Raw genomic sequence first — 18,149 nt, forward strand, 5'->3', positions numbered from 1 at the left:
TAGCTAGCAGAGAGATACGGGCCGCTCAACGCGCATGCATCATGTATCCAGGGGCACTTTCTACGGAGTAACCGAGTCGCGCGGGAGAAGCGGCCGTATCCGACCCTAACTGAGTCGCCCGGCAGAAGTCGGAGAGGATGGCCCGGTCGGCGAACGTCTGGACGTCATCCGGCATCGCCGCGCAGGCGGCTCAAGACAGGTCGGGCCGCGAAGGCCGGCGGGCGAGCTGGCGCCGTCAGACCGCCGCGATCTCGGGGCTGCCGACGGCAAGACCGGACGGAGCGGGGCGAATGCCGGCCGCCGATGGGGCCAGCGCACGGTCCGTCATGACGCCCTGCAGGGCGGCGCGGACCTCCGCCTCAGCGGCGGCGGTGGCCAGCTTGCGGTCGGTGTTCGCCTCGAAGGCGATCGGCGGCCCCCAGATCACGTGAACGTCGATCGGGCCGCCGTTCACGAAGGCGGCGAGATGCGGCGCCAGCTCCATGTCGCCGTACCAGGCGATCTCGGTGCGCTCGGAGCGCACCACCGGCAGGCCGTTGCGCCTGGGATAAGCGATGGCGAGCGGCTGGAGGCGCACCCGTCCTGACCCGGATTCGGCCTGCAGGGCAGCCCGCGCCGCGCCGACCAGCGCGGACCGGAACGGCAGGAGCCGGTTGCCGTCGCCGGTGGTCCCTTCCGCGAACAGCACCACCAGTTCGCCTTCGGCCAGCCTGTGACCCATCGCGGCACTGACGGCGGCGGTCGCTCCGCGCCTCTGCCGGTCGATGTAGATCGTGCGCTGTAGCCCCGCGAGCGCGCCGATCACCGGCCAGCCGGCGATCTCGGATTTCGCCACGAACGAGAGCGGCCGCAGGGACCCGATGGCCACGATATCGAGCCATGAGACATGGTTGGCGAGCACCAGGGCCGCCTCTCCGGGCTCCGGCGGCGTGCCGCTCTGCGTCACCCGGACAGAGAAGAGCCGCAAGAACACCCGGTGGAACAGCATCGGCGCCAGGACCGAGCGGCGACGAAGCCGCCGCAAGGCGATCCAGTGCGGCGGCGCCAGCACCATGAAGGCGAGGGTGAGCGCCGCGAGGCGCCAAGTGAGGCCGAAGCGGCTCACGCCGTCACAGGTCGGCGCTCATCGTCAGCGCGGTCGCCCGGCTGCCGTCGGCTTTGAGATAGTAGCCGGTGCGCTCGCCCACCTTCCGGAAGCCGTGGCGGGCGTAGAGCCTGAGCGCGGGCGCGTTGCCCTCGTCGACCTCCAGGTGGACCCGGGCGACGCCCGCGAGGGCAAGGCTCGAAAGGTGCTCGCGCAGGAGCCTGCGGCTGTGGCCGCCGCCGCGGAGCGCCGGGGACAGCACGACGGTCAGAATCTCGGCCTCGTCGGCGGCCCGGCGCGAGAGCACGAAGCCCTGGAGCGTACCCGTCCGCCAGAGGGCGTGCGCATGGATTGAGCGTTCGCACAGCATCCGCTCGAACTCGTGCATGTCCCACGGCCGCGCGAAGGCGGTCGCGTGGAGACGGGCGAGGGCCGGCGCCTGCGCGGCATCGCTGAGCGGCGTGACGTAGGGCTCCGGGGTGAGGGCATCCCACCAAGCGAACCACCAGTCGAGCGGCCAGAACGGGAGCGGACGCGTCATCGCCGCGCGATCCTCGCATGATCCTGTGGCCGCGCATCCGGTCCGCGCAGGTACAGGGGTCGCGGCAGGGCCTGGGACGGATCGGCCACGAGGCCGAGGGAGGCAACGGAGGCGATCTCGGGAGCGCCGAGGCCGGCGATCCGCGCGCTCACCCCGCGGGCGGAGAGCGCCGCCGCCAGCAGCGGGGCGCCGGAGCCGATCAACACCACGGGGCCCGGACCCAAGCGTTCCGCGGCCGCCTCCACCGGAAGATGGGCGGGGGCGAGCCCGCCGCTGGGGCCCAGGGCCTGGACGTAGACGGCGCCGTGCCGGGCGTCGATCGCCGCGGCGATCATGCCTTCAAGGGATTCGGCCAGCAGGGGCGCGAGCAGGGCCGACAGAGTGCCGACGCCGACCACGGGCTTGCCGGTGGCGAGCCCGATTGCGCGGGCCGCCGAGAGGCCGACCCGCAGCCCGGTGTAGCTTCCGGGACCGACCGTTACGGCGATGCGGTCGATCGCCTCGAAGCCGCCTTCGACCCGGGCCACCACCCGCTCGATCAGGGGCAGCAGGGACTCGGCATGGCCACGCACCATCGGGAGCGATTCTGCGGAGAGAGGCGCATCGGCATCATCCGCCGCGACGCAGGCGGCGCACATGTCCAGCGCTGTGTCGATGGCAAGGATACGCACGCCCACTCCCGCTTGCCGGTCCGGACCAGCTACCGCCCCCCTGCAGCCCCGAAGGGCGCGAAGATCCCAGCGTTAGAGCAAAACAGCCGCCCCGTCAGCGCGGGCCGGCCGTGAGAACCGCGTTGGCGGCGGAGTGTTGCCGGCTTGCGCCGGTTGCCGCCAAGCACACGGATCGAACCGCTCAGATCGCCTGGACCTCGCGGATCTCCGGCAGGAAGTGCCGGAACAGATTCTGGACGCCGTGCCGGAGTGTGGCGGTGGAGGACGGGCAGCCAGAGCATGCACCCTTCATCTCCAGGTAGACCACGCCCTCCTTATAGCCGCGGAAGGTAATGTCGCCGCCGTCACCCGCCACGGCCGGGCGAACCCGCGTCTCTAGCAAGTCCTTGATGGTCACAACCGTGTCGTGATCGGCCTCGTCGTAGAACTCGTCGCCGGCCTCGTGGTCCTCGTGGTCGCCCTCGACCATCACGGGGGCGCCGGACTGGAAATGCTCCATGATCGCGCCGAGCACGGCGGGCTTCACCTGCGCCCATTCCGAGCCGTCCTCCGCCTTGGTGACGGAAATGAAGTCGTGGCCGAAATAGACGCCGGAGACGCCGGGCACGGCGAACAGCGCGGAGGCGAGGGGTGAGCGGGCGGCGGCCTGGGCATCCCGCGCTTCGAAGGTCGACTCGGGAAGGACGACCCGGCCGGGCAGGAACTTGAGGGTGGCCGGGTTCGGTGTGGCTTCGGTCTGGATGAACATGATGGGAGAACTCCGCTGCGCCGGTTCAAGGCCGGCCGGGACAGGCGCGCGGGGCGCCGCTTCCCATGTGGACCGGCGGCCGGATTTTCTCAACCGGCCGCCCGGCCCGGAGAGTGGACATTCGGCCGGCAGCGCTTCAGGACGGGCGAGATCGAGATGCCAACGGAGCCGGGAGTGGACGTGACCGGGGACGAGACCCTCGCGCAGGAGTTGTTGAAGGACCTGCGTGCGACCCAGGCCAAGCTGGAGGCGGCGCGCGACGATGCGGCCTCGCTCAAGGTGCTGCTCGCCCTGCGCACGCACCAGCACGATCTGGCGTGGCAGAACGAGCAGCGACTCGCGGCCGAACTCGCTGGCGCCCGCGCCCGGGAGGCGGCCTTGGTGGCCGAACTTGCGGAGGCGGCGTCCCGCGCGGCCGATGCGGAGGCCGTAGCGGTCGCCGAGGAACGCACCGAGGCTGTGCGGACCGTCCTGGGCGCCGTTCTCGACTGCATCGGGCACCGTGCCCTCGACCGGCGCCGGTTCCAAGAGATCATCGCGCGGGCCGGCCGCGAGGCGCCCGACGACGGCCCCGGCGCGGCCCGGCACGCGGTGCTGCTGGCGGAGACGCGGCGGGTGCTCGGGATCGCCGGGTAGGGCGACAGCGCCACCGGCGGGGTTAATCGCCCCTTAACCATGCGCTCGCATCGTCGGTCCCGGGACCGACAGGAGATCGAACGCATGCAGATCAGCGAACATCACGTGCGCGAGTGCGCCTACTACATCTGGGAAAACGAGGGCCGGATCCACGGGCATGCCGCCGCGCATTGGATTCGCGCGGAAGCCGAACTGCATGCCAATGCGATGCTGGCGGAAGGCGCGTCCGCGCCGGCGCTGAATGTCGCTGACGCACAGCCCGTCGCCAAGGCTGCCGCCGCCAAGGCGGGTGCACCCAAGGCGTCTGCTGCCAAGTCCGCTAGCGCCAAGACCGCCAAGACGGCTACGCCGGCCAAGGCTGCGCCGAAGGCTCCTACTCCGAAGACTGCCGCACCGAAACCCGCTGCCGCCAAGCCCGCCCGCGCCTCGAAGGCTGCCGTGACCGCGGGCCTCGCGGCTAAGGCGAAGCCGGCCCGCGCCCCGGCCTCGATGCACTGACCGGTCGGCGCCCTTCGCGCCGCGACCGCGCTTCAGGAGCCCGCCCCTTCGCCGAGGGGCGGGCTCCTGCCGTTCGCGGACCGCCTGAACGGAACAGGTCCGCCGCGGCACCGTATGTCCGCGCTAGCGCGCGCGGAGCGCCGCGAGGGAGCCGATGATGCGCGCGGTGATCTTCGACATCGACGGAACGCTGCTCGACAGCGTTGACCTGCACGGCCGCGCCTGGGTCGAGGCGTTTGCGCATTTCGGCGTGGAGACCGATCAGACGGAGGTTCGCCGCCAGATCGGCAAAGGCGGTGACGAGCTCATGCCGGTGTTCCTGCCGCGCGAGCGCTTGGCACGCGAGGGCGGGGCGATCGAGAGCTATCGTTCGGACTTGTTCAAACGGAAATACCTCTCTGAGGTCCGTCCATTCCCGGCGGTTCGGCCGCTGTTCGAGCGGATCCGCGTTGGCGGACTGAAGATCGCGCTCGCTTCCTCGGGCAAGCGCGCCGAGGTCGAGCGGTACCAAGAGATCCTGCAAATCGGCGACTTGGTGGACGTCGCCACGAGTTCGGACGACGCAGACCGTTCGAAGCCACATCCGGATATCTTCGAAGCCGCAGTGAAGAAGTTCGGAGGTATCGATAAGGACGCGATGATCGTGGTGGGTGATACGCCCTACGATGCCGAAGCCGCCGGGAAGGCGGGACTGCGCACCATCGGGATGCTCTGCGGCGGCTTCCCGGAGGCCGAGCTGTCCGCTGCGGGCTGCGTGAAAATCTACCGTGATCCGCAGGATCTGCTCGACGGCTTCGACGATTCGCTGCTGGCATCCACTTGATCAGCGACGCTGGCAAGCCGATTCGGCGGCAGGGCTCGAACCCTCCACTGTTTCCCGTGCCCTGTGTTGCAGCGCGGCGACGGAGCACGACGCCGGCTACGTAATTGCGCGAATGGGGCTGGCGCCGACCGATCGGAAGGCGTAGCGACCCGCCCGCCATCTGGAATGTCTCAAAGCACGAGCTCCGCGCATGAACCAGACCCATCAGGCCAGCCCAGCACCGCGCTTCGTGCCGGCGGCCAAGCCCCTGCCGGAGCAGATCGCCGAGGCCATTGAGAGCCGGTCCACTCCGCTGAGCAAGCTCCTGCGCCTGATGTCGGCGCTGGACGCCGAGGGGGGCAACGAGGCCCTGCGCGTCCAGCTGCGCGCCCGGATCGGGGCTCCCCTCGACGCCTGAACGGTCAGGCAGAAGTCATGTTCAGCGCTGCCGTGCCCGGTGACGGTGGCCGCCCCCGCGCTTGGGCGGCCTGGCGGCAACTTGGCTGAGCCGGCTCATGCAGGCTTGGTAGATCCGCCGGCCGATCTCCTCGAGTTCGAGCCCGTGGGGATTGGGGGTGGAGAAGACCTTGGCGCGCGCTTCGGTGCGGCAAGCCGCATCCTCGGGGCTGCGAATCGGCGGCTCAGCCCGGGCAGAGGCACATCCCAGCGCCAGGGCGACCGCTATCAAGATGCCAGCCGATATCGATGCTGGGATCGGCGTCCTGGCCTGGATACTCGACATACCGGAACGTATTCCTCATCCTACCGTATGGCGAGATAGGGCGGCCGGCTGTGCCGTGAAGCTTTGTCAGATTGCTGACTTCGTTTGGAAAATCGCCATCGACTGGCACCCGTTCGAGCCCGCGATCATGCGCCGGGCTGACCGGAACGCATGCGCGTGGCAGGGGCCGCCATAGGCCGCGTGAATTGCGGCGTTCCGCGGCCGACACACGCGCGGACCTTCGCTCCGCCGCCGTTCATCGCGCAGCCTTGCCGGGGCGCTGCGACGGGGCACTGATCGACGCGATCGCCGTTTTCGGTCGCGAAGACCGTACCGTAACAAGACCTGAGCTGGATCGCGGCTCGCAATGCCGCTTTCGTCCCTCTTCCGCCGTGTGGTTACCGCGTCACGGCACGATCCAGAGGCAGCGGCCGGAACCCGCGACGGTCATGCATTCGTAGGGTGCACCGCCTATCATCGCCCGCTGCTCCACGGTGCCGATCTCGCCGCGCGGTATCCGACGGCACCCGGCTTCCAGCGGAGCATCCCGCGCTGACCCGGAGGCGGCATCGATCCGGCGGGCGGCGATCAGTGTATCGCAGGCGGTCACCGCAGTGCCATCCTGCGCCCGGGCAGAGCACGCCGCCAAGACGACCAGCACCGCCGTCAGCATCGTTCGTGACCACATCGCTTCCTCGCAGTCCGGGCCGGTCCGTAGAACGGATGGCCCTGCGCGCCCACCAAGACCCGGGGTCCGCTCTCAACCGCCGCCATCGGGCGATGGTTGGGGACGGCCCTGGCTCCAGGGCGCTCGGATAGATCTAGAATACGACGACGCCGCCCACCATTCCGGCGGACGGCGTCCGAGCCTCGTGGTCAAGGCTGTCGGTGAATGGCCGCTCAGCGCTTGGCCTTCGCCTTGCGGGCGGCGTAGCGGGCGTCGCGCTGGGCCTTCTTGGCTGCAAGTTCTGCAGCCTTGCGCTCCTGCGCGGCAGCAAGTTCGGCAGCCTCCCGGGCGAGCCGAGCGGCAAGCTCGGTCTCCTCGCGCAGGCGCTTCTCCTCCGCGGCCTTCCGCTCTGCGGCGATCCGGGCGGCCTCGCGTTCGCGGGCGCGCTCATCACGGGCCTTGGCGACCTCGGCGCGGGCCCGGGCCTTGGCGATCACCTCCGGATCATCGGCCGGCGGACGGGCTTTGAACTTGGCCAGCAGGGCGGCCTTGGCGTTCTGGGAGTTCTGGCGGCGGTCGTCGAAATTCCTGTAGTCGAATGCGCTCATCTGACCTTTCTCGGTTGGGTACGTCACGCGTTTCGCGGGGACGTCCGGCTACGCCGGGCACGTACTGAGTCTACGGGTTCCATTGCCGTCCCCGGGCCCTGGAACCGCACCGATCCACCGGCGCTGCCGATGGTCCGACCCGAGCGCTCAGCTCGCGCTCGAGCGCTCGGGTCGGACCATGTCTGGAAAAACGGGAAAGCCCTTAGCTCCCGCCTACCCTGGGACGCAATCGTGTCCGCGTACTCAGGTGGCCGGCAGAGCGACAATCCACGGCATCTCTGTAAAAGTTTTGCTCGACGATGCCGAAAAACCTCAAACCGACGGTTGGGCGCGACGGCCTGAAGTCCGACACCGGCTTTCCGGGCCGAGCCGAAGACTCGACCTGACTTGGCTGAAAGATAGGTCGCGGCCACGGAGGCGGCAAGCCGAGCAGGCGCGGCACGCTTGCCCGTTTGCGGCGACATGTCGAGGGCGTTCGACGTGCGGTGATCGAACCTTCAGCTTGCGAGGCCGATGCTACACGTATGGCGCGCGACAGCATCGAAGACCTGCAGCCTTGATCGGCACGATCGGCGCGCCGAAGGTGCCTCGTGTTTCACCGACAAGCCGAAGCCACGGCGCAAGGACCCTCCATGCACAGTATTCCCGTCGCGGACATCACCTCGGAAGCCTTCGCACCCTACGGCGACCTGCTGGCAGTCCCGGCCACGCCGCCCCGTCAGGACCGTGCCGGCCGGATGGAGAACACGCGCCCGGATGCGGTCGCGAATCTCGCTCTCGTGCGCAGCGATCCGTTCGACCGGCTGAAGCCACTGTGCCGGCTGGAGCGGCATCCGCACTCGAATCAGGCCTTCCTGCCCCTCTCGGTCGAGGGATACGTGGTGGTCGTGGCACCCGACCGCCACGGCAGCCCAGACGAGGCGCGGATCCAGGCCTTCCGGGTCCCGGGCCGTGTCGGCATCAACTACCGGGCGGGGGCTTGGCACGCGCACATGATGACCCTCTGCGCGCCGGGCACCTTCGCCATGCTGGTCCACGAGGATGGTACGGCAGCGGATTGCGACTTCGCGTCGATTGCGCCGGTCTCCCTGGACATGGAACATGACGCCTAGAAAATAGGCAATCGTCTTCAAGATCGAGTGTCGCCCTTGATGAGGCCGCTGGAGCGCCCAGGAATTAGGCAACCGACGCGATGCGGCGGGGCGTAACGCGAAAGGTCGTTCGGCACGATGCCTGCTAATCGACTGGGCCGGCCATAGAGCTGCCGACGTGAGGACCGCGATGCCAGAGACGCCACTCCCGTTCGACCCAGACTCCTACGCCTCGGTGGCCGCGGGCCTCCTAGGCCTGGCCCTCGATCCCGCGTGGATCGTGCCGATCACCGCGAACCTGCGTGTCCTTGCGGCGGCGGCGGAACTCGTGAGCGCCTTCGCGCTGCCCGACGAGGCCGAGGCGGCACCGAGATTCGAGGCATGAGCGCACTTGCCCTGTCCGACGCCGCCACGATCGCCGCGGCGGTCTCCAGCGGTCGTTCGAGCGCCCGCGAGGCGGTGGCCGGAGCCCTCGACCGTATCGCCAGGATCGACGGGCGCGTCGGTTCCTTCACGGATGTGCTCGCCCAGCGGGCGCTCGCCCGGGCCGATGCGCTGGACGGCGCCCTCGGCCGCGGCGAGCCGGCCGGGTCTCTCGCAGGCGTTCCCTTCGCGGTGAAGAACCTGATCGACATCGCGGGCCTGCCGACCCGCGCGGGGTCGAAGATCAACAGGGATCGCCCCCCGGCCGAGCGCGACGGCGCCTTGGTGCGGCGCCTGGAGGCGGCCGGGGCGATCCTGGTTGGCGCCCTCAACATGGGCGAATACGCCTACGACTTCACCGGCGAGAACGTCCATGACGGCGACGCCCACAACCCGCACGCCCTCGCCCACATGACCGGCGGCTCGTCCGGCGGTTCGGGCGCGGCCTTGGCGGCCGGTCTCGTGCCCCTGACGCTGGGATCCGACACCAACGGCTCGATCCGGGTACCCGCCGCCTTCTGCGGCTGCTTCGGGCTGAAGCCGACCTACGGGCGGCTCAGCCGGGCCGGCAGCTTCCCGTTCGTCGGCAGCCTCGACCATCTCGGGCCGATGGCCCGCAGCGTGACCGATCTCGCGTTGGCCTACGATGCCATGCTGGGGCCGGACCCGGACGACCCGGTCGCCACGAGCCGCCCCCCCGAGCCCGCAATGCCAAATCTCGAATCCGGGATCGGCGGCCTGCGCATCGCGGTGGCCGGCGGTTACTTCGCCCGCGGCGGCGACCCGGAGGCCTTCGCGGCAGTCGCGCGCGTCGCCGATGCCCTCGGCGCCAGTCGTACCGTCGAACTCCCGGAGGCCGGGCGTGCCCGCGCCGCCGCTTACCTGATCACCGCCGCCGAGGGCGCGACCCTCCATCTTGACCGCCTGCGCGCCCGGCCACGGGATTTCGACCCGGCGGTTCGCGACCGGCTGATCGCCGGCGCGATGATCCCGGCGCCGTTCGTCGAGCGGGCCCAGCGCTTCCGCCGCTGGTACCGGGCCGCGGTGCTCGCGCTGTTCGACACGGTCGACGTCATTCTGGCCCCCGCCACCCCCTGCCGCGCCCCGAGGGGTGGCCTCACCCACTTCATCCTCGACGGCGTGACGCTGCCGGTGCGGGCCAATATCGGCGTGTTCACCCAGCCGATCTCGTTCATCGGCCTGCCCGTGGTCGCAACGCCGGTCTGGCTCGATGCCGGGCTGCCGCTGGGCGTTCAGGTCATCGCCGCCCCCTGGCGCGAGGACCTGGCCCTGCGCGTCTCGCGCCACCTTGAACGGACGGGGGTCTGCGCGGCGCCCGTTGCGGAGCTTGCCTGATGGTGACCGATGATCCCGCCGTGAAGGCCGAAGTCGAGGCTGCGTTCCGGACCTACGAGACGGCGCTCGTGACCAACGACGTCGCCACCCTGGAGGCTCTGTTCCGGGACGATCCGCGGACCGTCCGGTACGGCATCGGCGAGAACCTCTACGGCATGGACGCGATCCGGGCCTTCCGCCGGGCCCGCTCACCCGTCGGCCTGGAGCGCATGCTGGCGCAGACCGTGATCACCACCTACGGGCGCGACTTCGCCACGGCGATGACTCTGTTCACCCGGGAGAACGCGCCCGGCAAGGTCGGCCGTCAGAGCCAGACCTGGGTGCGTTTCCCGGAGGGCTGGCGCGTGGTCGCGGCCCATGTGAGCCTGATCGACGCCGCATAGAATCGAAGCTGTGCATGCATGGACGGCGCCCGACTGGCCGCGGGCTTGCATACGGGGGAGGGTATTCCGGCCGGCAGGCCCGAACCAACGCGAGTATCCGATCCGATATGCTGTCCCGTTTGAGAAATCTCGGCGCCCGCGCGGCGTTGGCCGGTGCCCTCGCGCTCTCGGCAAGCACGACCGCCTTCGCGCAGGGCACGCTGCGGATCGGCATGACCGCGTCCGACATCCCGCTGACCACCGGCCAGGCCGACAATGGCGGCGAGGGCATGCGGTTCCTCGGCTACACGGTCTATGACGGCCTCATCAATTGGGACCTGTCGAGCGCCGAGCTCGCCTCCGACCTCGTGCCGGGCCTCGCCACCAGTTGGAGCGTCGACGAGGCCGACAAGACCAAGTGGACCTTCAAGCTGCGGCCGGGGGTGAAATTCCACGATGGCTCCGACTTCACCGCGGATGCCGTGGTTTGGAATCTCGACAAGCTCCTGAAGGCCGACGCCCCGCAATACGACCCGCGCCAATCGGCGCAGGGGAAGACACGTATCCCCGCGGTGGCGACCTACCGGGCGATCGACCCGCTGACCGTCGAAATCGTCACCAAGGCGCCGGACGCCACGCTGCCCTACCAGATCGCCTGGATCATGATGTCGTCCCCGGCCCAGTGGGAGAAGCTCGGCAAGTCCTGGGACGCCTTCGCAAAGCAGCCCTCGGGCACGGGCCCCTGGAAGCTGACCCTGTTCGCGCCCCGCGAACGCGCCGAGATGGTGCCGTTCAAGGAGTATTGGGACAAGGACCGTATTCCGAAGCTCGACAAGCTCGTGCTTGTGCCGCTGCCGGAGGCCAACGCGCGGGTCGCCGCCCTGCGCTCGGGCCAGGTGGACTGGATCGAGGCGCCCGCACCCGACGCCGTGGCCTCGCTGAAGGGCGCCGGCTTCACCATCGTCACCAACGCCTATCCGCATAATTGGACCTGGCACCTGTCTCGGGTCGAGGGCTCGCCCTGGAACGACATCCGGGTGCGCAAGGCCGCCAACCTGGCCATCGACCGCGAGGGCCTGAAAGAATTGCTCGGCGGCCTCGCCATCCCTGCCAAGGGCTTCATGCCGCCCGGCCACCAGTGGTTCGGACACCCGACCTTCGACGTGAAGTATGATCCCGACGCCGCCAAGAAGCTGCTGGCCGAGGCGGGCTACAGCCCCGCGAAGCCGCTGAAGCTGAAGGTCGCGATCTCGGCCTCGGGCTCGGGCCAGATGCAGCCGCTGCCGATGAACGAATTCGTGCAGCAGAACCTCGCCGACGTGGGCATTCAGGTCGATTACGAGGTGGTGGAGTGGAACACGCTCATCAACATCTGGAGGGCGGGCGCAAAGGCCGATATCTCCCGCGGCGTCTCGGCGATCAATTACTCGTATTTCATCCAGGATCCGTTTACGGGCCTCATCCGGCATCTCCAGTGCAATCTCGCCCCACCGAACGGCACCAACTGGGGCTATTATTGCGATCCGGGGATGGACAAGCTGTTCGATCAAGTCCGCAATACCTTCGATAAGTCCGAGCAGACCAAGGTTCTGGAGAAAATCCACGAGAAATATGTTGACGACGCGCTGTTCATCATGATCACGCACGACGTGAATCCCCGGGCGATGAGCCCGAAGGTGAAGGGCTTCGTCCAGGCGCAGAACTGGTTCCAGGACTTCTCGAAGATCACGATCGGGACGGCAGGGCGGTAATCGCGGGATTTCCTCGACCCTTGCGGGCGAGGATTCCCTGCGCAGCAGGGGAGGGAGGGGCAGTGCGGCGGGTCAGGATATGAGGCCCGTCGCGAACATCCGGTAATTTCGCTCCCCGCACCCGACCCCTGCCGATGCAGGGGCCACCCTTTCCCACAGACGGGCGAGGGGAATCTTCCGACCAGCACAAGGCACATGATGCTGCTCTACATCCTCAAACGACTGGTCTACGTGACGCCGGTGGCGTTCGGGGTCAGCGTCGTCTGCTTCCTCTTGGTCCACCTTGCTCCGGGCGATCCCCTGAGTGCGGTGCTGCCGGCGGACGCGACCCAGGCGACCATCGACGAGATGCGCGCCGCCTACGGCTTCGATAAGCCGCTCCCGGTCCAGTACCTGATCTGGCTGTGGCACGTTCTGCACGGCGACCTAGGCGTCTCGATCGCAACCGGCCGGCCGGTGCTGAGCGAAGTCAGCCGCGCAGTGGTCAATTCGCTGATCCTCGCCTCGGTGGCGACCGTGATCGGCTTCACATTCGGCACACTGTTCGGCTTCGTGGCCGGCTACCACCGCAACTCGGTGGCCGATCGGGCCGCCTCCGCCCTCTCGGTCTTCGGCGTGAGCGTGCCGCACTACTGGCTCGGCATGGTCCTGGTGATCGTGTTCTCGGCGACGCTCGGCTGGCTGCCGCCCACCGGCGCGGGGCCCGACGGGTCCGGCAACTGGCGGCCCGATTTCGACCATCTGCGCTACCTGATCCTGCCGGCGGTGACGATGTCGGTGATCCCCACCGGCATCATCGCCCGTACCGTCCGCGCCCTGGTGGCCGACATCCTGGCCCAGGACTTCGTCGAGGCCTTGCGGGCCAAGGGCATGGACGAGTTCGGCGTGTTCAAGCACGTCGTGCGCAACGCCGCGCCCACGGCGCTGGCGATCATGGGCCTCCAGCTAGGGTACCTGCTCGGCGGCTCGATCCTGGTGGAGACCGTGTTCGCGTGGCCGGGCACCGGCTTCCTCCTCAACGCCGCGATCTTCCAGCGCGACCTGCCCCTGCTCCAGGGCTCTATCCTCGTGCTCGCGATGTTCTTCGTGGTCCTCAACCTGTTGGTGGACGTGATGCAGACCGCCCTCGATCCGCGCATCGAGCGCGCCTGACCCGGAGGTCGATGATGACTGCTCCCGTCACCGCAGCCTCCGTGGCCCTCGACGGCGGCGTCCTGGCCGCAGAGGATGTCGTCCACGGGCCGGATGCCGCCTTCGTCCCATCCCGCGGCTTCTGGGGCCATGTCGGCCACAGGCTGGTGCGCGATCCCGTGGCCATGGGCGCGGGCGCCGTGATCCTGCTCGTCGTGATCATTGCGGTCCTGTCGCCCTGGATCACCCCGATGGACCCGTACAAGGGTTCGATGCTGCGCCGCCTCAAGCACGTCGGCGATGCCACCTACTGGCTCGGCTCCGACGAACTCGGGCGCGACATGATCAGCCGGCTGATGCTGGGCTCGCGGCTCTCCCTATTCATCGGAGTCACCCCCGTGCTGATCGCCTTCGTGATCGGCTCCTGCATCGGCATCCTGGCCGGCTATGTCGGCGGCTGGACCAACACGATCCTGATGCGCACCATCGACGTGTTCTTCGCCTTCCCTTCGGTCCTGCTCGCCATCGCGCTGTCCGGTGCGCTCGGAGCCGGCATCTTCAACTCGATCGTGTCGCTGACCTGCGTGTTCGTGCCCCAGATCGCCCGGGTCGCCGAGAGCGTCACTACGGGCATCCGCAAGCGCGACTACATCGACGCGGCCAAGTTGTCCGGCGCCTCGGCGCTGACGATCATGCGGGTGCAGGTGCTCGGCAACGTCGTCGGGCCGATCTTCGTCTACGCCACCAGCCTGATCTCGGTCTCGATGATCCTGGCCTCAGGCCTCTCCTTCCTGGGCCTCGGGGTGCGCCCGCCGGAGCCGGAATGGGGCCTGATGCTCAACACCCTGCGCACCGCGATCTACGTCAACCCCGTGGTCGCGGCCCTGCCGGGCCTGTGCATCTTCATCGTCTCGATCGCCTTCAACCTGTTCTCGGACGGACTGCGCGCAGCCATGGAGATTCGCCAGTGAGCGTCATTCCGGACGCCCCCGATCCGTTCGCCCGCGACCGCGGCGGACCTGCCCAGCCGCTCCTGTCAGTCTCGGGCCTGATCAAGCATTTCCCCGTCCGCAAGGCCGGTGGGAAGAAGCAGGTTGTGCGCGCCGTCGACGGCGTCGATTTCGAGGTGCTCAAGGGCGAGACGCTGGGCATCGTCGGCGAATCCGGCTGCGGCAAGTCGACCACCGCCAAGCTGCTCATGGGCCTGATCGAGCGCGATTCCGGCACGATGCTGTACGATGGCCAGGCAATCGGCGAGCACGCGATGCCCTGGCGCGCCTATCGCCGCCAGGTCCAGATGGTGTTCCAGGACAGCTACGCTTCCCTGAACCCCCGCATGACCGTGGAGCAGTCGATCGCCTTCGGCCCGAAGGTCAACGGCGTCCCGAATCGGCAGGCAGTGGAACGGGCTCGCGCCCTTCTGGCCCGGGTCGGCCTGGAGCCGAAGCGCTTCGCCGGCCGCTACCCGCACGAGATCTCCGGCGGCCAGCGCCAGCGGGTCAACATCGCCCGCTCGCTGGCCCTGGAGCCGCGGCTGGTGCTCCTCGACGAGGCGGTCTCGGCGCTGGACAAGTCCGTGGAGGCACAGGTGCTCAACCTGCTCCTCGACCTCAAGGCCGAATTCGGCCTGACCTACATCTTCATCAGCCACGACCTGAACGTGGTGCGCTTCATCTCCGACCGGGTCATGGTGATGTATCTGGGCCGGGTCTCCGAGATCGGCCCCTCCGACACGGTGCTGGACGCCCCGGCCCATCCCTATACCGAGGCGCTGCTGGCCTCGATGCCGTCGCTGGATCCCGACAACCGCACGGAGGCCGCGCTGCTGCAGGGCGACCCGCCGAACCCGATCGATCCGCCCTCCGGCTGCCGTTTCCATCCCCGCTGCACCCTCGCCGAGAGCGTCTGCGGCGAGACGGAGCCGCCGCTCGACACGGTCGGTCCGCTGCACCGGGTCGCCTGCCTCGCGCGGCAGCCCGGCTCCGGCCATACCGCAGCGCCGGCCCGGGCGCTCGCGGCATGAGCGACCCCATCCCCACTTCGGAGCCCGCAGTCGCGCTCGAGAAGCTGCGCGTCGCCTTCGGCAGTGTCCAGGTCGTCGACGGCGTCGACCTGACCCTCGAGCGCGGGCAGGCGATGGCGCTCATCGGCGAATCCGGCTCGGGCAAGAGCGTGACGCTCCGCGCCATCCTGCGGCTGTTCCCGGAGGGCCGCAGCCGGATCGAAGGAAACATCCGCGCGGCCGGCAGGGACGTGCAGGCGCTGACCAAGCGACAGCTCGCCGATTTCCGCGGCGGCGACGTCTCGATGATCTTCCAGGAGCCGCTGCTGGCCTTCGACCCGGTCTACACGGTCGGCCAACAGATCACCGAGGCGATCCACCGCCACGAGAAGATCTCCAAGGAGGAGGCCCGCAAGCGCGCGCTCGCCCTGTTCGAGCGGGTGCGGATCCCGAGCCCCGAGCGGCGGCTCGACAACTACCCGCACGAGATGTCGGGCGGCATGCGCCAGCGGGCCATGATCGCGCTCGCGCTCGCCTGCCGGCCGCAGGTGCTACTGGCCGACGAGCCGACCACGGCGCTCGACGCAACGGTGCAGATCCAGGTCCTGCTGCTCCTGCGCGAGCTTCAGCGGGATCTCGGCCTGTCGATCATCATCGTAACGCACGATCTCGGGGCGGCCGTGGAGGTCGCCGACCGGATCGCCGTGATGTACGCGGGCAAGATCGTCGAGACCGGGACCGCCCATCAGGTCGTGCTGGATCCTCACCATCCCTACACGATCGGCCTGCTGCGCAGCCGGGCGGAGGGGGCGCTCGCGAAGGGCTCGCGGCTCCAGACCATCCCGGGCAGCCCGCCCGACCTCGCCAACCGTCCGCCCGGCTGCCCGTTCGCGCCGCGCTGCTTCCTGGCCGAGGATCGCTGCCGTCGGGAAATGCCGCCGGTGGGTGAGATCAGCGCGGGCCACCAAGTGGCCTGCTGGCGGACCGACGAGGCCTCGGCGGCCTACCGGGCCGGGCCGACGCCGGTACGCGCGGCAGAGCCGGTCCCGGCCTGAGCCGGATATCCGGGGATCGACGCGTCCGCGGTAAGCCGGTATCCGGCATCGTGCGGTGGCTCGGCTGAAGGACCGCCGTACCACCGGCCGCCCGAGCGTCGCGATGAGCCAAACGTCCCCCGAGATCGTCCTCGTCCCGCGCGGGGAGGGCGGCCATTTCCTGCCGGCGGCCCTAGGCTGGATGGGCAAGCGGATCACCGTCACCGCCCATCCGGGCGCGGCAAACCACCTCCTCTGCCTGCCCGTCCTGGACTTCGTCCGCCTCGGCTTCCCGGAGGCGAACGGGCGGCTCGACATCCTGGAGCCGGGGGACATCGAGAACCTGCGATCCGGGCGGGCGGCGCTCGTCCTCGATCTGTCGAACGAGGGGCCTGGACTCCATGCGCCGACCTTCGATGCGCTCCACCGCAACCTCGACGGGCTCGACATCCCCCGCACGCGCGTCATCCTGGTGAGCCAGAACCGGCTGCTCCGCCTGGATTACGAGCGGCACTACGGCGAGGGCCTGCGCTTCTGGACCTTCGAATTCTTCCCGCTGCAGGTCGCCCTCTGGCTCGACGCCGAGGCCGGCCCCAGGCTGTTTGCCGAACACCCCCTCGATCGGACCGGCTACGCGCCGCTGGCGCGGGACTCCGGGCCGCCCCGCTTCCTCTGCCAGAACGCCGCCCTGCGCTGGCACCGGGTGCTGCTCTACCGCTGGTTCCAGCTCAACGGCATGGACCGCGACGGCCTGATCTCGTTCCACGGGATCGGCCCGGACAATCCGAAGTCGGGCGGCATCGATGTCTTCCACGCACCGCCGGAGATCGCGGCGGCCTTCGCGCCTCTGCTGGCGGATGTCGGTGCCTGGATCCCCCGGCAGGCGCAGCGGATCGACGCTCCCGCGCAGGGCGGCGACCTGGTCCTGACCCTCGACAGTCAGGCCTACGCCAATTGCGACCTGACCGTCATTTCCGAGACGGATTTCTTCGAGCTGGGTGTCGAGCGGGTCACCGAGAAGTCCCTGAAGGCCGCCGCCATGGGGCTGCCGTTCGTGACGGTCGGCGCGCCGCGCGCGGTCGCGCGGTTGTCGGAACTCGGCTTCCACACCTTCGGCAGCCTGGTCGATCACCATTACGACCTGATCGCCGACCCGATGGAGCGCCTGCCACAGGTGTTCCGGGCGATCGAGACGGCCTGGGCCGACTGCAAGGCCGACCGCGCCGCCTGGCGCCGCCTGGCCCGGGAGCAGGCCGAGGCAAACGTCGCGCATGCACGTCGCGGGCTCCTGCGGCAGCTCGACCGGGTGATGGTCGCGCCGCTCGTCGAGCGGATGGTCCGATTCACGGAGACGGGCACCATCGTCCACTGACCGCGCCCCCGCCGTGATCGCAGATCTTCCGCCGCCCGCAAGGCACTGCGCCGCCTGCGGCCGCGGCCACTACGTCGCGGTGCGGTTCTGCCCATTCTGCGGGGCCCGGCAGACCCCGCCAGAGCCCGAACCGGCAGCCCCGGCGCCTCCGCCTGAGCCGCCGCCGGTCACCTTCCACCTGGAGCCGGCCGCGGCACCCGAACCTCGGGCAAACGAGCCACGCCCGCTCCCGGCCGCCAGACTGGATCGAGCGCCGCCAGCGGCTCCCCTTCTGCCGATCCGCACGGCTGCGCGTCGGAGCGGGATACGCCGGTTCCGTCAGGTCGTGCTGGCCCTCGCGGTCATCGCCGGCCTGGCCGTTCTGGCACTGGCCCGCCGCGACGTCGTTCCGGCGCCGACGCGGATCGAGGTCGGGTCGGCCTGGACGCCGGTGCCGTTGAAGTCCTTCCGGCAGACGCCGCTGCTACGACTCACCGGCGACGGCGCATTCAGTCTGCGCCTCGACGGGGATCGGGTGCAGCGCATCGCCCAGGCGAGCGGCGCGACGGTGCGGCCGAAAGCCCTGCGGAGCCTGGAGCTGCGGGTCGGCCGCGGCTCCGTGACCGTGACGCTGACGCCGCGGGGCGAGTGACCACATGGGAGGTGGACTTG

22 protein-coding genes are annotated in these 18,149 nt (G+C 69.4%); 15 read left to right on the plus strand and 7 right to left on the minus strand.

Features of this window, described 5'->3' with window-relative positions; all coding sequences use genetic code 11:
* Positions 1-235: 235 nt before the first annotated feature.
* The 4 genes from Q8W67_RS03920 to Q8W67_RS03935 all read right to left on the minus strand — a co-directional run bounded on the left by Q8W67_RS03920 (position 236) and on the right by Q8W67_RS03935 (position 3,044).
* Positions 236-1,105 (minus strand): 1-acyl-sn-glycerol-3-phosphate acyltransferase, encoded by an 870-nt coding sequence (locus tag Q8W67_RS03920; protein WP_305541013.1) that lies wholly within the window; start codon positions 1,103-1,105, stop codon positions 236-238.
* A gap of 4 nt (positions 1,106-1,109) precedes the next feature.
* Positions 1,110-1,625, minus strand: coding sequence for a GNAT family N-acetyltransferase (locus tag Q8W67_RS03925; RefSeq protein ID WP_305541016.1), 516 nt, complete (start codon positions 1,623-1,625; stop codon positions 1,110-1,112).
* Positions 1,622-2,296: a tRNA (adenosine(37)-N6)-threonylcarbamoyltransferase complex dimerization subunit type 1 TsaB gene (tsaB, locus tag Q8W67_RS03930; protein WP_305541019.1), complete on the minus strand. Its 675-nt coding sequence runs from the start codon at positions 2,294-2,296 to the stop codon at positions 1,622-1,624. Before tsaB ends, Q8W67_RS03925 begins: the two co-directional genes overlap by 4 nt.
* A 181-nt stretch (positions 2,297-2,477) precedes the next feature.
* The gene (locus Q8W67_RS03935) at positions 2,478-3,044 is read right to left on the minus strand and encodes a NifU family protein (protein WP_305541021.1); all 567 of its coding nucleotides are present in this window, start codon (positions 3,042-3,044) and stop codon (positions 2,478-2,480) included.
* A gap of 174 nt (positions 3,045-3,218) precedes the next feature.
* Here Q8W67_RS03935 and Q8W67_RS03940 point away from each other — a divergent pair, with 174 nt between their 5' ends.
* From Q8W67_RS03940 to Q8W67_RS03955, 4 genes are all read left to right on the plus strand, one after another.
* Positions 3,219-3,680 carry an atp-dependent helicase gene (locus tag Q8W67_RS03940; protein ID WP_370693808.1) on the plus strand — a complete coding sequence of 154 codons (462 nt, stop codon included), beginning with the start codon at positions 3,219-3,221 and terminating at the stop codon, positions 3,678-3,680.
* Between the two features lie 84 nt (positions 3,681-3,764).
* Positions 3,765-4,178: a DUF2934 domain-containing protein gene (locus tag Q8W67_RS03945; RefSeq protein ID WP_305541026.1), complete on the plus strand. Its 414-nt coding sequence runs from the start codon at positions 3,765-3,767 to the stop codon at positions 4,176-4,178.
* Between the two features lie 157 nt (positions 4,179-4,335).
* On the plus strand, positions 4,336-5,001 hold the full coding sequence (locus Q8W67_RS03950; protein WP_305541277.1) for an HAD family hydrolase: 666 nt from the start codon (positions 4,336-4,338) through the stop codon (positions 4,999-5,001).
* A gap of 190 nt (positions 5,002-5,191) precedes the next feature.
* Complete coding sequence (locus tag Q8W67_RS03955) at positions 5,192-5,398, plus strand: hypothetical protein (protein ID WP_305541029.1); 207 nt, start codon at positions 5,192-5,194, stop codon at positions 5,396-5,398.
* A 21-nt stretch (positions 5,399-5,419) separates the two neighbouring features.
* Here the strand turns inward: Q8W67_RS03955 and Q8W67_RS03960 are convergent, their stop codons facing one another.
* The 3 genes from Q8W67_RS03960 to Q8W67_RS03970 all read right to left on the minus strand — a co-directional run bounded on the left by Q8W67_RS03960 (position 5,420) and on the right by Q8W67_RS03970 (position 6,976).
* A complete protein-coding gene (locus Q8W67_RS03960) occupies positions 5,420-5,668 on the minus strand; it encodes a hypothetical protein (RefSeq protein ID WP_370693809.1) in 249 nt (82 codons plus the stop codon).
* 439 nt (positions 5,669-6,107) lie between these two features.
* Complete coding sequence (locus Q8W67_RS03965) at positions 6,108-6,389, minus strand: hypothetical protein (protein WP_305541035.1); 282 nt, start codon at positions 6,387-6,389, stop codon at positions 6,108-6,110.
* Between the two features lie 212 nt (positions 6,390-6,601).
* Positions 6,602-6,976, minus strand: coding sequence for a DUF6481 family protein (locus tag Q8W67_RS03970; RefSeq protein ID WP_305541037.1), 375 nt, complete (start codon positions 6,974-6,976; stop codon positions 6,602-6,604).
* 632 nt (positions 6,977-7,608) lie between these two features.
* Here Q8W67_RS03970 and Q8W67_RS03975 point away from each other — a divergent pair.
* The 11 genes from Q8W67_RS03975 (at position 7,609) to Q8W67_RS04025 (ending at position 18,129) form a co-directional block, all read left to right on the plus strand.
* Entirely contained in the window at positions 7,609-8,088 is a 480-nt protein-coding gene (locus Q8W67_RS03975) for an ureidoglycolate lyase (RefSeq protein WP_305541039.1), read from the plus strand.
* A 169-nt stretch (positions 8,089-8,257) separates the two neighbouring features.
* Positions 8,258-8,452: a DUF4089 domain-containing protein gene (locus Q8W67_RS03980; protein WP_305541042.1), complete on the plus strand. Its 195-nt coding sequence runs from the start codon at positions 8,258-8,260 to the stop codon at positions 8,450-8,452.
* Positions 8,449-9,846, plus strand: a complete 1,398-nt coding sequence (locus tag Q8W67_RS03985) for an AtzE family amidohydrolase (protein WP_305541045.1) — start codon at positions 8,449-8,451, stop codon at positions 9,844-9,846. Before Q8W67_RS03980 ends, Q8W67_RS03985 begins: the two co-directional genes overlap by 4 nt.
* Positions 9,846-10,229, plus strand: coding sequence for an oxalurate catabolism protein HpxZ (gene hpxZ, locus Q8W67_RS03990; protein ID WP_305541047.1), 384 nt, complete (start codon positions 9,846-9,848; stop codon positions 10,227-10,229). Before Q8W67_RS03985 ends, hpxZ begins: the two co-directional genes overlap by 1 nt.
* A gap of 107 nt (positions 10,230-10,336) precedes the next feature.
* A complete protein-coding gene (locus Q8W67_RS03995; RefSeq protein WP_305541050.1) occupies positions 10,337-11,959 on the plus strand; it encodes an ABC transporter substrate-binding protein in 1,623 nt (540 codons plus the stop codon).
* Between the two features lie 198 nt (positions 11,960-12,157).
* Positions 12,158-13,111, plus strand: a complete 954-nt coding sequence (locus tag Q8W67_RS04000) for an ABC transporter permease (protein ID WP_305541280.1) — start codon at positions 12,158-12,160, stop codon at positions 13,109-13,111.
* A gap of 14 nt (positions 13,112-13,125) precedes the next feature.
* Positions 13,126-14,061, plus strand: coding sequence for an ABC transporter permease (locus tag Q8W67_RS04005; RefSeq protein ID WP_305541283.1), 936 nt, complete (start codon positions 13,126-13,128; stop codon positions 14,059-14,061).
* Positions 14,058-15,113: an ABC transporter ATP-binding protein gene (locus Q8W67_RS04010; RefSeq protein WP_305541052.1), complete on the plus strand. Its 1,056-nt coding sequence runs from the start codon at positions 14,058-14,060 to the stop codon at positions 15,111-15,113. Before Q8W67_RS04005 ends, Q8W67_RS04010 begins: the two co-directional genes overlap by 4 nt.
* The gene (locus Q8W67_RS04015) at positions 15,110-16,147 is read left to right on the plus strand and encodes an ABC transporter ATP-binding protein (protein WP_305541055.1); all 1,038 of its coding nucleotides are present in this window, start codon (positions 15,110-15,112) and stop codon (positions 16,145-16,147) included. The genes Q8W67_RS04010 and Q8W67_RS04015 overlap by 4 nt, the downstream gene beginning before the upstream one ends.
* Positions 16,148-16,250: 103 nt before the next feature.
* Positions 16,251-17,498, plus strand: a complete 1,248-nt coding sequence (locus Q8W67_RS04020; RefSeq protein ID WP_305541057.1) for a hypothetical protein — start codon at positions 16,251-16,253, stop codon at positions 17,496-17,498.
* A 325-nt stretch (positions 17,499-17,823) separates the two neighbouring features.
* Positions 17,824-18,129 (plus strand): hypothetical protein, encoded by a 306-nt coding sequence (locus tag Q8W67_RS04025; protein WP_305541060.1) that lies wholly within the window; start codon positions 17,824-17,826, stop codon positions 18,127-18,129.
* Positions 18,130-18,149: the final 20 nt, after the last annotated feature.

Origin of the sequence: Methylobacterium sp. NEAU K (assembly GCF_030700285.1) — a bacterium.
GTDB lineage: Bacteria > Pseudomonadota > Alphaproteobacteria > Rhizobiales > Beijerinckiaceae > Methylobacterium.